Source organism: Brenneria tiliae, assembly GCF_023347575.1.
Classification (GTDB): Bacteria; Pseudomonadota; Gammaproteobacteria; order Enterobacterales; family Enterobacteriaceae; genus Brenneria; species Brenneria corticis.
Genome location: NZ_JAKPCB010000088.1, coordinates 147020 through 160431 on the forward strand (window position 1 = coordinate 147020; position 13412 = coordinate 160431).

The following is a 13412-nucleotide window of genomic DNA, read 5'->3' on the forward strand; positions in this document are numbered from 1 at the left end:
TCAAACACTCCCCGGTTGAGGGCACAGCGTTTTTAAACCAATTCCAGCGCCAGCAGCTCTTCCAGCGTCTGGCGGCGGCGGATCAGCCGCGGCTTTCCCTGTTCGAACAACACTTCCGGCAGCAGCGGGCGACTATTGTAGTTGGAGGACATGGACGCCCCGTAAGCGCCGGTATCGTGGAACACCAGATAATCCCCCACCTGCGCCTGCGGCAGCGCGATGGTTTCCACGCCGCCTCCCGCCTGCTGGGTAAAGACATCGCCGGATTCGCATAGCGGCCCGGCAATCACGCTGTCGCGCAGCGGCGCCTGGCCGATATTGCGGTCGTCGCCCGGCAGCAGGGATATATGGTGATAGCTGCCGTACATCGCCGGACGCATCAGATCGTTGAAACCGGCGTCCACCAGCACGAAGTGACGGCCGCCCATGTCCTTCACCGCGCGCACTTCCGCCACCAGCACGCCGGATTCGGCCACCAGAAAGCGTCCCGGCTCGATTTCCAGCGTCACCGGATGCCCCAGATGGGCGGCGATTTTCTCGCGGGCGGCATTCCACAGCCCGTAGTAATGTTCGGTATTAATGGATTCTTCGCCGTCGCGGTAGGGAATGGATAAGCCGCCGCCGGCCGAGATCGCCTCAATATCGTGGCCCAGGGTAATCACCTGTTGCACCATGGCGTCGCACACCTGCTCCAGATGGCCGTAATCCACGCCGGAACCGATATGCATATGTATGCCCACCAGCTTCAGTTGGTAACGCCGGATCTGCGCCAGCGCCTGCGGCAGATCGCCGTACCAGATGCCGTGTTTGCTGTTCTCGCCGCCGGTATTGGTTTTCTGGCTGTGGCCGTGGCCGAAACCGGGGTTGACCCGCAGCCACACCGCATGCCCCGGCGACTGGCGGCCCAGCTGTTCCAGCATATCCACCGACCCCGCGTTGACCGGGATCTTCAGCTCCGTCACCCGCTGTAATGTCGGACGATCCAGCAGGTCGGCGGTAAAGACGATCTCACGATCGTCGGTGCCCGGCACAAACCCCGCCACCAGCGCGCGCTCAATTTCCCCCAGCGATACCGAATCCACCTTGACGCCCTGCTGATGCATCAGACGCAGAATATGCGTATTGGAACAGGCTTTCTGCGCAAAGCGAATGGTATCGAAGCGGCGCAGCCTGACGATACGCTCGATGATGGTTTGCGCATCATACGCCCACACCGGGCAGCCGAAGCGGGCCGGCAGTTCGCGCAGGCTTTGCGCATTCAGCGCGTGCGTGGCGTCATTCAAATCGTGCGGCATAACGTTTCCCTGAAACAAAAAAATGACCATTTAGCGAATGTTTGTATTATGCCGATGGCCTATATGGTAATAAAATATCCATATATGCTTACTCTATTCATTTTTGATATACCAGGTGACTCAAACAGGATCCACGATGGCGGCCGTATCACTGAGACATATTGAGATTTTCCACGCGGTAATGACCACCGGCAATCTGACGGAGGCCGCCGCGCTGCTGAACACCTCGCAGCCGACGGTGAGCCGCGAACTGGCGCGGTTTGAAAAACTGATTCAGATGACGCTGTTCGAACGCCAGCGCGGACGGCTTTACCCCACCGCGCAGGGCCTACAGCTATTTGAAGAAGTACAGCGCTCCTATTACGGGCTGGAGCGAATCATCAACGCCGCAGGCGATATCCGCCGTTTTCAGCAGGGGCAGCTATCGGTCGCCTGTCTGCCGGTATTTTCCCAATCGCTGCTGCCGGAAGTCTGTAAACCGCTGCTGAGCCGCTATCCGTCGCTTAATCTGCACATTATTCCGCAGGAGTCGCCGCTGCTGGAGGAGTGGCTCTCCGCCCAGCGCCACGATCTGGGGCTGACCGAAAACAGCGTCACCCCGGCCGGGACCGAACGTCAGACCCTGATGATGCTAAATGAAGTGTGCGTGCTGCCGGCCCGCCATCCTCTGGCGGCTAAAAACGTGCTCACCCCGGCCGATTTCGCCGCTCAACCTTTTATCAGCCTGTCGAGCGCCGATAGCTATCGTCAATTGTTGGATAAGTTGTTTCAGGAGGAAGGCGTCGCTCGCCAAATGGTGCTGGAAACCCACAGCGCGGCATCGGTGTGCGCGATGGTGCGCGCCGGCGTGGGCCTTTCGATTGTTAATCCGCTGACCGCGCTGGACTACGCCTCTTCCGGCGTGGTGGCGCGCGCGTTCAGTATCGATGTCCCTTTTACCGTCAGTCTGATTCGTCCGCTGCACCGCCCGGCCTCGGCGCTGGTGGAGACCTTTATCGCCGAGCTGAAACGGTACGCGCAAAGCGTGCCCGAGCGCCTGCGGCAGGTGTTGCGGCCTTAGTCGTAATGCGGAAAGCCTACTGCTCCATGTTAGTTAATATATAAACAAGCGTTGCGCAACGCGCAACAACCGATATAATATTTCGTATGGCGCGGGAACGGGAAAGCTATTAATAACCGGAAAAAAAAGGGCAATGATCCATAACCGTTACAGGGAACTGGCGCATTACATTTGAATTTATCGATGGGAATGCCTATATCGTTAATTATGAGGATTACCACTGATGACTATGCATAACCCCCCGCATCCGGGGGAAATCATTGCCGAAACCCTGGAAGAATTGGGCGTAGGCATCAGAGAACTAGCCAGGGCGCTCGATGTCGCGCCTTCGACCGTGCAACGTCTTGTTGCATGCAATGCCGCTATCAGTCCTGAAATGGCTGTGAGGCTATCCACCGTTCTGGGTAGTTCGGCGAAGTTTTGGCTAAACCTTCAGGGCAATTACAGTCTTTGGGTAGCTCAGCAGAACGTTGACACGTCAACCTTGCACAAACTTGTTGCTGCATGATATGAGGCCACTACTGTAGCCTTCATGTAATGACAGAATGCACTAAAATTTCTTTTACCTGTTTGCCGAATCTTTTATTTTCACGATAAACGTATTTACCCTTTTCTTTCACGCCTACAGTACAGCGGTAGCGCATGGTGTCATCGGCGCGCTAACCCATCTCTATGCTATAGTATGCCATATTAATTTTTTCGCTTTTAAGGTCCCCATAAATATGGGGTGCTGACAAAGCGTAAATACGCAAAAATGATAAAAATGCACGAAAATATAGCCACGGAAAAATCAGCAAAAACAAGCATAAACACTGAAAACCCGCAGAAATACCGCCCCCACCGCTTCTCCGTTGCGCCGATGCTCGACTGGACGGATCGCCATTGCCGCTATTTTCTCCGGCAGTTGACCCGCCAGAGCCTGCTGTATACCGAGATGGTCACCACCGGCGCCATTATTCACGGCAAAGGGGATTATCTCGCCTACAGCGAAGAAGAGCATCCGCTGGCGCTTCAACTGGGGGGCAGCGATCCCGAGGCGCTGGCGCACTGCGCGCGGCTGGCGGAACAGCGCGGCTATGACGAGGTGAACCTGAATGTCGGCTGTCCGTCCGATCGGGTGCAAAACGGCCGTTTCGGCGCCTGTCTGATGGCGGAAGCCGCGCTGGTGGCCGACTGCGTCAGGGCGATGAAAGACCGGGTCGCCATCCCGGTGACGGTGAAAACCCGCATCGGCATCGACGATCGCGACAGCTATGAATTTCTGTGCGACTTTATCCACACCGTTGCCGAGCGCGGCGGCTGCGACACCTTTATCGTGCATGCGCGCAAAGCCTGGCTCTCCGGCCTGAGCCCGAAAGAGAACCGCGAAATTCCGCCGTTGGATTACCCGCGGGTTTATCAATTGAAACGCGACTTTCCGGCGCTGACCATCGCCATTAACGGCGGCGTCAAAACGCTGGAAGAAGCAAAAATCCACCTGCAGCATCTGGACGGCGTGATGATGGGGCGCGAAGCCTACCACAACCCCGGCATCCTGGCGCAGGTGGATGCTGAACTGTTCGGCGTGCCGGCCGCCAGCCCGGATCTCGTCGCGGCGGTCCAGGCCATGTATCCCTATATCGAGCGCGAATTATCCCATGGCGCGGCGCTGGGCCATATCACCCGTCATATGCTGGGCCTGTTTCAGGGCGTGACCGGCGCGCGTCAGTGGCGGCGCTACCTGAGTGAAAACGCGCACAAGCCGGGGGCGGATGCCGCCGTCGTCGAACGAGCGCTGGCGCTGGTTAACCACTCCGCGCGCTGAAAAGACCAATAGTTAGTCTTTTTGACTAACAGCGCACGCGCCCTTCTTTATGTGTTGCTGATAAATCAGTAAGTTACCAGCGACACAACCTGGCACGATTCTTGTTATACCCTATGGCATGACTTTGATGCGGCAACCGACGACAATCACGCCACGGCTGCCGATACATCAGGATTAATCTCGTGTACAGCACATTCAGCCGCAACAGGAGCGCGCCATGTTGGAAATTTTCTTCGTTATTGGTTTTTTTATCATGCTGATGGTGACCGGAGTGTCATTGTTGGGGGTTATCGCCGCCCTGTTTGTCGCCGCCTTTTTTATGCTGATCGGCGGGCTGTTCGTGATGGCCATCAAAGTGCTGCCCTGGCTGTTGCTGGCCGTCGCGGCGGTGTGGATATGGCGTCATTTCCAACAAAAACCGCTGCGTTATTATCGGTAATCGATCGCGGATAACCCATCGCAGCCTTGGGTAAAGGCATCCCGCTGCGGCTTTTATGCAAAATTGTGCGCCAGCAGATATTTTTCCCCTTTTGCGGCTGCTAGGATGTCGCCACAATTTGTTGGCGGCTTTGCAGTCCGGCCCTTGAGCGGGCAAAAGCAGCAAACAACAAGATTTCATCAGCGTCAGAAAACAACCGTCACGCAGGCAGTGGCACCTTATATAACGACGCCCGCTGTACCCTACATACAGTTTGATGAAATAAGCGTTATGGCAAGGGCCTCCCGCAAGGGAGGCCTTTTGTTTTGCAGCGGGAAAATGGATTATCGTCCGGGGATCAACAGGCTGGAACCCTGCGTGCCGCGGCTTTCCAGCGCCCGGTGCGCCGACTGCGCGTCCGCCAGCGCAAAGGTCTGGTCGGCCGGAACGTCCACCTTGATGGCGCCGCTGGCCAGCAGGGAGAACAGCGCATTGCCGGCCTGTTCCAGTTCGGCGCGATTGGTGATATACCCGTTTAACGACGGGCGGGTAACGTACAGCGACCCTTTCTGATTCAGCAGCCCCAGATTAACCCCGGTTACCGGCCCGGACGCATTGCCGAAGCTGACCATTAATCCGCGACGGCGCAGGCTGTCCAGCGAAGGTTCCCAGGTATCTTTCCCCACCGAATCGTACACCACGGCCACCTTTTCGCCGCCGGTCAGTTCGGCGACCCGCCCGGCGATATTTTCGGTGCGGTAATTAATGGTTTCCCAGGCGCCCGCCTGTTTTGCCCGCTGCGCTTTTTCATCGGACCCCACCGTGCCGATCAGTTTGGCGCCCAGCGCTTTCGCCCACTGGCTGGCAATCAGCCCGACGCCGCCCGCGGCGGCATGGAATAAAAAGATCTCATTCGGTTTGAGAGCATAAGTCTGATGGAACAGGTAGTAAACCGTGAGCCCTTTCAGGAACGATGCCGCCGCCTGCTCAAAGCTGATGCTGTCCGGCAGCAGCGCCACTCGCTCTTCCGCCACGTTATGCACCTCGCTATACGATCCCAGCGTCGACTGCGCATAAACCACCCGGTCGCCGACCTGCAGATGCCGCACGCCCGCGCCGACTTTCGCCACCACCCCCGCCGCTTCCGTTCCCAGCCCGGCAGGCAGATCGGGAACCGGATACAGGCCGCTGCGCACGTAAGTGTCGATGAAATTGATGCCGATGGCGCGGTTTTCTACCTGAACCTCGCCCGCTGCGGGCTCGGCGGGCGTGAAATCAACATATTGCAGAACCTCAGGGCCGCCGTAGGCTCTGAACTGAATGCGTTTTGCCATATCGCTTCCTCTCTTTGTGCGTATTAGAAGTGTGTTATTCGTCGCTTTCAGATATACAATGCCCTCTTAACCAATGGCAAATCAACCGGTAAAAGAACTCGTTTCATGGCAGAAAAAAGACCGACCAATAAATCGAATGAACCCCGAGACCGCCAGATGGAAGGTCTGAAGCTTCCGCCGCATTCGCTGGAAGCGGAACAATCGGTATTGGGTGGCCTGATGCTCGATAATGAGCGCTGGGATAACGTCGCCGAACGCGTTGTCGCCAACGATTTCTATAATCGCGCCCACCGTCTGATTTTCACCGAAATGCAGCGCCTGCTGGAAATGAGCCGGCCGATAGACCTGATCACCCTGTCCGAATCCCTTGAACAACAGGGTGCGCTGGAATCGGCGGGCGGTTTTGCCTATCTGGCCGAGCTGGCGAAAAACACCCCCAGCGCGGCCAATATCGGCGCCTATGCCGATATCGTGCGCGAACGCGCCGTGGTGCGCGAAATGATTTCCGTCGCCAATGAAATTGCCGACGCCGGGTACGATCCACAGGGGCGCAGCAGTGAAGATCTGCTCGATCTGGCGGAGTCCCGCGTCTTTCAGATTGCCGAAAACCGCGCCAGCAAAGATGAAGGCCCGAAAAGTATCGACCGTATCCTGGAAGATACCGTCGCCCGTATCGAACAGCTTTATCAGAAACCGCACGACGGCGTTACCGGCGTGGATACCGGCTATCAGGATCTCAACAAAAAGACCGCCGGCCTGCAAAAATCCGACCTGATTATCGTGGCGGCGCGTCCGTCGATGGGTAAAACCACCTTTGCGATGAACCTGTGCGAACACGCGGCGATGACCCAGGATAAACCGGTGCTGATCTTCAGTCTGGAAATGCCCGGCAATCAGATCATGATGCGTATGCTGGCGTCGCTGTCGCGCGTGGATCAAACCCGTATCCGTACCGGCCAACTGGACGATGAGGACTGGGCGCGCATTTCCAGCACCATGGGGATCCTGCTGGAAAAACGCAATATGTACATCGATGACTCCTCCGGCCTGACGCCAACCGAAGTTCGATCCCGCGCCCGCCGGGTATTTCGCGAACATGACGGCCTGAGCCTGATTATGATCGACTACCTTCAATTGATGCGCGTTCCGTCCCTGTCCGATAACCGTACGCTGGAAATCGCCGAAATTTCCCGTTCGCTCAAAGCATTGGCAAAAGAATTGCAAGTCCCTGTCGTCGCGCTGTCCCAGCTTAACCGTAGTCTGGAGCAGCGGGCGGATAAACGGCCGGTTAACTCCGACCTGCGAGAATCCGGCTCCATCGAGCAGGACGCCGACCTGATTATGTTTATCTATCGTGATGAGGTTTATCATGAAAACAGCGACATGAAAGGCATCGCCGAAATTATTTTGGGGAAACAGCGTAACGGCCCGATCGGTTCCGTTCGTTTGACCTTTAACGGGCAGTGGTCGCGCTTTGATAATTACGCCGGCCCACAATACGATGACGAATAACGCACAGCGAGCATAGTGCGTTAAGGACTAAAGAATGAAAACGGCAACCGCCGTCATTAATCGCCGCGCGCTGCGTCACAATCTGCAACGGATCCGCCAACTGGCCCCGCAAAGCCGCCTGGTTGCGGTCGTGAAAGCCAATGCCTACGGCCACGACATCATTGAAGCGGCTCGCGCCTTTTGCGACGCCGACTGCTACGGCGTCGCCCGGCTTTCAGAAGCGCTGCAGCTGCGCGCGGCGGGCATCGACAAACCCATCCTGCTGCTGGAGGGTTTTTTCTCCGCCGACGAACTCCCGCTGGTGGCCGAGCATCAATTGGAAACCGCCGTTCACAGCCCGGAACAGCTCGCCGCGCTGGAACAGGCGACGCTGCCGCAGCCCGTTCGCGTGTGGATGAAGCTCGATACCGGAATGCATCGCCTCGGCGTGCTGCCGGAACACGCCGAAGCCTTCTACCGACGGCTGGCGCAATGCCGCAATGTGGTGCAACCGGTGAACGTTATGAGCCATTTTTGCCGCGCCGATGAGCCGCAGGCGGATACCACCGTACGCCAGCTCGACTGCTTTGACGCTTTTGTCGCCGATAAACCTGGCGCGCGATCCATCGCCGCCTCCGGCGGTATTCTGCTGTGGCCGCAGTCGCACCGCGATCAGGTGCGGCCGGGCATCATCCTGTACGGCGTCTCGCCGCTGGAAACCGCAGACGCCGCCCATTTTGGTTTCCAGCCCGCCATGACCCTGACCTCGCAGCTGATTGCCGTGCGCGAGCACAAAGCGGGAGAACCCGTTGGCTACGGCGGCATCTGGACCAGTAAGCGCGATACCCGGCTGGGGGTGGTGGCCATCGGCTACGGCGACGGCTACCCGCGCAGCGCGCCGGCCGGCACGCCGGTGCGGGTGAACGGCCGTGAAGTCCCGCTCGCCGGGCGCGTGGCAATGGATATGATTACCGTCGACCTGGGGCCGGATGCGCAGGACCGCGTGGGCGACGAGGTGATCCTGTGGGGTGAGGCGCTGCCGGTGGAAAAAATCGCCGCACATACGGGGATCAGCGCCTATGAGCTTATTACCCGCCTGACGCAGCGCACCCGGCTGGAATATAGCGACGAATAGCCAAAGGCAGGCCATCGATGATGGCCTGCCTTTTAGCGGATGATTACGGCTTGAGCGCCAGCCATTCCCCTACGATTTTGTGGTATTCACCGGTGGCTTTGCTCAAATGCAGCCACTGGTCGACGTACTGCTTCCAGGTGATGTCATCGCGCGGCAACATATAGGCCTTTTCTCCGTACTGCAACGGCTTGTCGGGGTTAATCGCGCATAGCGCCGGGTAATGTTTCTGCTGGAATAAGGCTTCCGACGCTTCGGTTATCATCACATCCGCTTTGTTATCCACCAACTGCTGAAAGATGGTCACGTTGTCTTGCAGTATCAACGTCGCCTGCGGCAAATATTTATGCGCGAAGGCTTCATTGGTGCCGCCAGCCGGCTCGATCAGACGCACGGAAGGCCGATTAAGCTGTTCAATGGTTTGGTATTTACCTTTATTCTCACAGCGCGCCAGCGGGATTTTTCCATCCACGTCCAGCCTCGTGGTAAAGAACGCCGCCTTTTGCCGCGCCAGCGTCACGGAGATGCCGCCCATGGCGATATCGCACTTACCGGCCTGTAAGTCCGGCATCAGCGTTTTCCAGGTGGTGTTCACCCAGTTAACCTTCACGCTCAGGCTTTGCGCCAGCGACTCGGCCATCGAGATATCAATTCCCTCGTAGCGCCCGTCGGCGTGTCGATAGGTATAGGGCTTGTAGTCCCCGGTGGTGCACACGTTCAGCACGCCCTGTTGCTGAACCTTATCCAGATGAGACTGCGCGCTTACGCCTCCGGCGATTAATAGCAAAGCAAACGGACACCATTTGATCATTACGTTTTCCCCATAAGTAAAAATAGACGGTTGGCAAAAGCAGCAGTATACACAAATGAGACGCGCCGACAGCGCGGCGAACCGCGTTCCGCCCGGCGGGTTTCCGCCGTTGCCGGGACGCCGGCGATAAAAAACCCATAGACAACGCGGGATAAAAAACTGGTAGTCTGGGAGATTATTTTCCCGCGCCGCGTAGAGAGAGCCATGTACAACATTGATGACTTTGATCTGAAAATACTGACGCTATTGCAGGCCAATGCCCGTCTGACCAACCAGGAGCTGAGTGAACTGGTCGGGCTTTCCGCCTCCCAATGCTCCCGGCGCCGTATCGCGCTGGAGCAGGCCCAGCTTATTCTTGGCTATCACGCCCGCCTCTCCCCCAACGCCGTTGGCCTGGAGTGCCTGGGGCTGATCGAGGTCAGGCTGATTAACCACACCGCGGAATACGTCGAAAAATTCCACCAGATGCTGGGGGAAGTCGACGCCATTATCGACGCCTATAAAACCACCGGCGATGCCGACTATCTGCTGAAAGTGGCGGTGGCGGATCTGCCGGGATTGAGCGCATTGATCAGCCAGATCCTGTCACAGAACAAAAGCGTGGCGCATCTGAAAACCTCGGTGGTGCTTAACCGGCTGAAGGAAAATGGCCTGATGACGCCCGAAGCGCCGCCGTTGCCCTGAGATGGGGCACTCCGCCTTTTATTGGTGCAAATAATCACTGAAACACGCATAAGATAGTTAAAAAACGCACAACATAGACGCCAAGAAGCCAACCAATGCATTATCTGTGCATATTTTTCATATTTATGATTCAATAAGTTATCCCCTTCCCCTGGCGTCGCCCTTCCGTATAAGGCCCGCCAGCGGGTTATCTGGTGCAATTTTTGCTTAATATCCACGGTTATTGACTACGTATTGAGCCGCCATCATGGACAACGTTATCGCTACTGAAAAACTGTCGCACACCCCGCTGGAAGATGTCCTGGCGATCCTGATCGGCACGCTGATGGTCTCTTTCGGCATTATTCTGCTACGTCAGGCCGGCGCCCTTACCGGCGGCACCGCGGGTATGGCTTTTTTACTGCACTACCTGACCCACGTCTCCTTCGGTACGGCGTTTTTCCTGCTCAACCTGCCGTTCTATTATCTGGCCATCCGCCGGATGGGGTGGAAATTCACCATAAAAACCTTCTGCGCCGTGGCGCTGGTGTCGCTATTTTCCGATCTGCATTCGCTATTTATTCACTTCGATCGGCTGAACCCGTTCTACGCGACGCTGTTCGGCAACCTGATTATGGGGCTGGGGTTTATCGTGCTGTTCCGCCATAAGGCCAGCCTGGGCGGCGTAAACATACTGGCGCTCTACCTGCAAGACAAATACCGTCTGCGCGCGGGAAAATTTCAGATGGGGGTGGATATTGTGATTGTGCTGACTTCCCTGTTCGTGGTAAGCATACCGATGCTGATCGCCTCCATTCTGGGCGCGATTATTCTGAACCTGATTATCGCGATGAACCATCGCCCCGGCCGCTACGCGGTCTGACTGTCTGAGCGATGCCGAGACAACCGTTGCCCGATACCCCATAGATTTAGGAGAGTTACACCGTGTTTCAAAACGTTGATGCCTACGCCGGCGATCCCATCCTGTCGCTGATGGAAAAATTCAAACAGGATCCGCGCGCGGACAAGGTGAATTTGAGTATCGGGCTTTACTACAACGAACAGAACATTATTCCGCAGCTTCGTGCCGTCAGCGCCGCGCAAGACGAACTGCAACAATTGCCCAAGCAGGCAAACTCCTACCTGCCGATGGAAGGGTTGCCGTCTTACCGTACCGCCATTCAGCACCTGCTGTTTGACAAAAATCATCCGGCGTTGACCGCCAACCGCATTGCCACCATTCAGACGCTCGGCGGTTCGGGCGCGCTGAAAGTCGGCGCCGACTTTCTGAAACGCTACTTTCCGCACTCGGAAGTGTGGGTCAGCGATCCGACCTGGGAAAATCACATCGCCATTTTCTCCGGGGCGGGTTTCAAGGTGCATACCTACCCTTACTTTGACGCCGATAGGCTGGGGGTAAAATTCGACGCGATGCTCGCCGTCCTGCAACAGCTACCGGCGCAAAGCATCGTGCTGCTGCATCCGTGCTGCCATAACCCGACCGGTTCCGACCTGACCAACGAGCAATGGGATCGCGTTATCGAGGTGTTGATAAGCCGCGAACTGATCCCGTTTATGGACATCGCCTATCAGGGCTTCGGCGCCGGCATCGCGCAAGATGCCTATGCGATTCGCGCCGTTGCCGGCGCGGGTATTCCGGCGCTGATCGCCAACTCGTTCTCGAAAATATTCTCACTGTACGGCGAGCGCGTCGGCGGCCTTTCGGTGGTGTGCGAAAATGAGGAAACCGCGCTGCGCGTGCTGGGCCAGCTAAAAGCCACCGTACGCCGCAACTATTCGTCACCGCCGAATTTTGGCGCCCAGGTGGTATCCAAAGTATTGAACGACCCGGCGCTGAATGCCGGCTGGCAGGCCGAAGTGGAAGAGATGCGCACGCGTATTTTGGCAATGCGCCAGACGCTGGTCGCGGCGTTGAAAGAAGCGTTGCCGCAGCGCAATTTTGACTATCTGCTGACCCAGCGCGGCATGTTCAGCTATACCGGCTTCAGCCCGGCCCAGGTCGATCGCCTGCGCGAAGAGTTCGGCGTCTATCTGATCGCCAGCGGCCGTATGTGCATCGCGGGCCTGAACCACGGCAACGTTCAGCGCGTCGCCGCGGCTTTCGCCGCCATTCAATAAGCGACCGGGGAGCCGCCGTCCGGCGGCTCTTATCCCTGCGCTATAACAGAACGGAGATGGCTGACTAGCGCGCCACCAGCACGGAGGTTTTGGCGTAGCGCACGATAGCGGAAGCGTTGGAACCCAGCAGATAAGTGGTCACGCTCGGTCGCCGCGAACCAATGACAATCAGGTCGGCGTTGACCTCCTCGGCCTCTTTCAGAATTTCATCATAAATCGATCCCATACGAACGCTGATTGAAAGCCGCTCCTCCGGCAGCGCCAGCTTATCGGCGATAGCTTTCAGCTGTTGCTTGATATCCGTTGCCAGCGTGTCTTCAAACTGATGCGTTTGCGGATTAAACCGGTTCAGAATATAGTCCGGCACCGTGGATATCACATACAGCAGCCGCAGGCTGGCCGACGTTTTTTCCACCAGAAACCTGGCCTGCTGCAACGATTTTTCCGTTAACTCCGGTTCGCTGACGTCCACCGGTAATAAAACTGACTGATACATCCTGCCCTCCTGACGAAAATTAATGCCAATAATGCAACTTTACTCCCGATGGAAGGCAATAGACAAAAAAACCGCGCCGGGCGGGGCAGTAATCACGCGCGTTGTTGCGCGCAAGAAAACCGCTATCGCCAGAGGAGCCCGGCAACGCTGCTGACTTTTGTGGGCTGCCTGTGTGGCAGTGAACCTCATGAAGAAGTTTTTGCGGGGAAGTCTTTTTTTCTGAGCTGCCTGTACGGCAGTGAACGGAAGGAAAGCCGGTTCCTGCGTATGTAGCAATTTCTAAGCTGCCTGTACGGCAGTGAACGCCTCGGCCACTGTAGCCTCGCGCTGGATGTATTTCTAAGCTGCCTGTACGGCAGTGAACCGTTGCCAATCAACAGTAGTTGATTAAGGTTACTGACAAACCCACTCCGCCATAGTCATCCCCGCGCAGGCGGGGATCTGCTTTCAGCTAATGCGTTGATATCAGGAAGATTCCTGCCTACGCAGATACTGTGTTGAACGTCAGCGGTCAAGACACTTTATTCACCATGCCTACCCCTCCGTCATGCCCGCGCAGGCGGGCATCTCTGGCAACGCAGCGCCAGCAGTGAAGACTTCTCTCCGCTTTTTCCACCCCCCGTAGAGGAAGCTTCCTCTACCACCATCAGCCTTTCGCCAGCGTTTTTTCCACATCGAACGCTTGCCCTGATTTCAGCACGCCCCACGCCCAGTGCACCAGCTTTCTCATCACCGCCCCCACGATTAGCTTCCCGTTCTTTCCCTGCGC

The 13412-nt window shown here is 57.0% G+C and carries 13 protein-coding genes and 1 pseudogene; 10 read left to right on the top strand and 4 right to left on the bottom strand.

The window, feature by feature from the left end; translation table 11 throughout:
- Positions 1-32 precede the first annotated feature (32 nt).
- A complete protein-coding gene (gene lysA / locus MFP24_RS03915) occupies positions 33-1295 on the bottom strand; it encodes a diaminopimelate decarboxylase (protein ID WP_249229156.1) in 1263 nt (420 codons plus the stop codon).
- A 136-nt stretch (positions 1296-1431) separates the two neighbouring features.
- On the opposite strand from lysA, the gene MFP24_RS03920 reads away from it, so the two are divergent.
- The 5 genes and pseudogenes from MFP24_RS03920 to pspG all read left to right on the top strand — a co-directional run bounded on the left by MFP24_RS03920 (position 1432) and on the right by pspG (position 4598).
- Positions 1432-2355 carry a LysR family transcriptional regulator gene (locus tag MFP24_RS03920; RefSeq protein WP_249229155.1) on the top strand — a complete coding sequence of 308 codons (924 nt, stop codon included), beginning with the start codon at positions 1432-1434 and terminating at the stop codon, positions 2353-2355.
- A gap of 137 nt (positions 2356-2492) precedes the next feature.
- Positions 2493-2579 (top strand): annotated as a pseudogene (locus MFP24_RS03925) (type II toxin-antitoxin system RelE/ParE family toxin); the annotation flags it as partial.
- Positions 2579-2863, top strand: coding sequence for a HigA family addiction module antitoxin (locus tag MFP24_RS03930; RefSeq protein WP_249229154.1), 285 nt, complete (start codon positions 2579-2581; stop codon positions 2861-2863). The pseudogene MFP24_RS03925 and the gene MFP24_RS03930, both read left to right, overlap by 1 nt.
- Positions 2864-3118: 255 nt before the next feature.
- Entirely contained in the window at positions 3119-4159 is a 1041-nt protein-coding gene (gene dusA, locus MFP24_RS03940) for a tRNA dihydrouridine(20/20a) synthase DusA (protein WP_249229153.1), read from the top strand.
- Positions 4160-4376: 217 nt separating this feature from the next.
- The gene (gene pspG, locus MFP24_RS03945) at positions 4377-4598 is read left to right on the top strand and encodes an envelope stress response protein PspG (RefSeq protein ID WP_249229152.1); all 222 of its coding nucleotides are present in this window, start codon (positions 4377-4379) and stop codon (positions 4596-4598) included.
- A gap of 323 nt (positions 4599-4921) precedes the next feature.
- Here the strand turns inward: pspG and MFP24_RS03950 are convergent, their stop codons facing one another.
- Positions 4922-5911, bottom strand: coding sequence for a quinone oxidoreductase (locus tag MFP24_RS03950; RefSeq protein WP_249229151.1), 990 nt, complete (start codon positions 5909-5911; stop codon positions 4922-4924).
- Positions 5912-6016: 105 nt separating this feature from the next.
- Here MFP24_RS03950 and dnaB point away from each other — a divergent pair, with 105 nt between their 5' ends.
- Together dnaB and alr are read left to right on the top strand one after the other, a co-directional pair.
- On the top strand, positions 6017-7423 hold the full coding sequence (gene dnaB, locus MFP24_RS03955; RefSeq protein ID WP_009111509.1) for a replicative DNA helicase: 1407 nt from the start codon (positions 6017-6019) through the stop codon (positions 7421-7423).
- 34 nt (positions 7424-7457) lie between these two features.
- Positions 7458-8537, top strand: coding sequence for an alanine racemase (gene alr, locus MFP24_RS03960; protein WP_249229150.1), 1080 nt, complete (start codon positions 7458-7460; stop codon positions 8535-8537).
- A 43-nt stretch (positions 8538-8580) separates the two neighbouring features.
- Here the strand turns inward: alr and MFP24_RS03965 are convergent, their stop codons facing one another.
- On the bottom strand, positions 8581-9345 hold the full coding sequence (locus tag MFP24_RS03965; protein WP_249229149.1) for a transporter substrate-binding domain-containing protein: 765 nt from the start codon (positions 9343-9345) through the stop codon (positions 8581-8583).
- A gap of 204 nt (positions 9346-9549) precedes the next feature.
- On the opposite strand from MFP24_RS03965, the gene MFP24_RS03970 reads away from it, so the two are divergent.
- From MFP24_RS03970 to MFP24_RS03980, 3 genes are all read left to right on the top strand, one after another.
- Entirely contained in the window at positions 9550-10029 is a 480-nt protein-coding gene (locus MFP24_RS03970; RefSeq protein ID WP_249229148.1) for an Lrp/AsnC family transcriptional regulator, read from the top strand.
- A 247-nt stretch (positions 10030-10276) separates the two neighbouring features.
- Positions 10277-10891, top strand: a complete 615-nt coding sequence (locus tag MFP24_RS03975; RefSeq protein ID WP_249229147.1) for a YitT family protein — start codon at positions 10277-10279, stop codon at positions 10889-10891.
- Positions 10892-10953: 62 nt separating this feature from the next.
- The gene (locus MFP24_RS03980; protein WP_249229146.1) at positions 10954-12147 is read left to right on the top strand and encodes an amino acid aminotransferase; all 1194 of its coding nucleotides are present in this window, start codon (positions 10954-10956) and stop codon (positions 12145-12147) included.
- A 64-nt stretch (positions 12148-12211) separates the two neighbouring features.
- Here MFP24_RS03980 and MFP24_RS03985 read toward each other — a convergent pair whose 3' ends face one another.
- Positions 12212-12643, bottom strand: a complete 432-nt coding sequence (locus MFP24_RS03985; RefSeq protein WP_136166171.1) for a universal stress protein — start codon at positions 12641-12643, stop codon at positions 12212-12214.
- Positions 12644-13412: the final 769 nt, after the last annotated feature.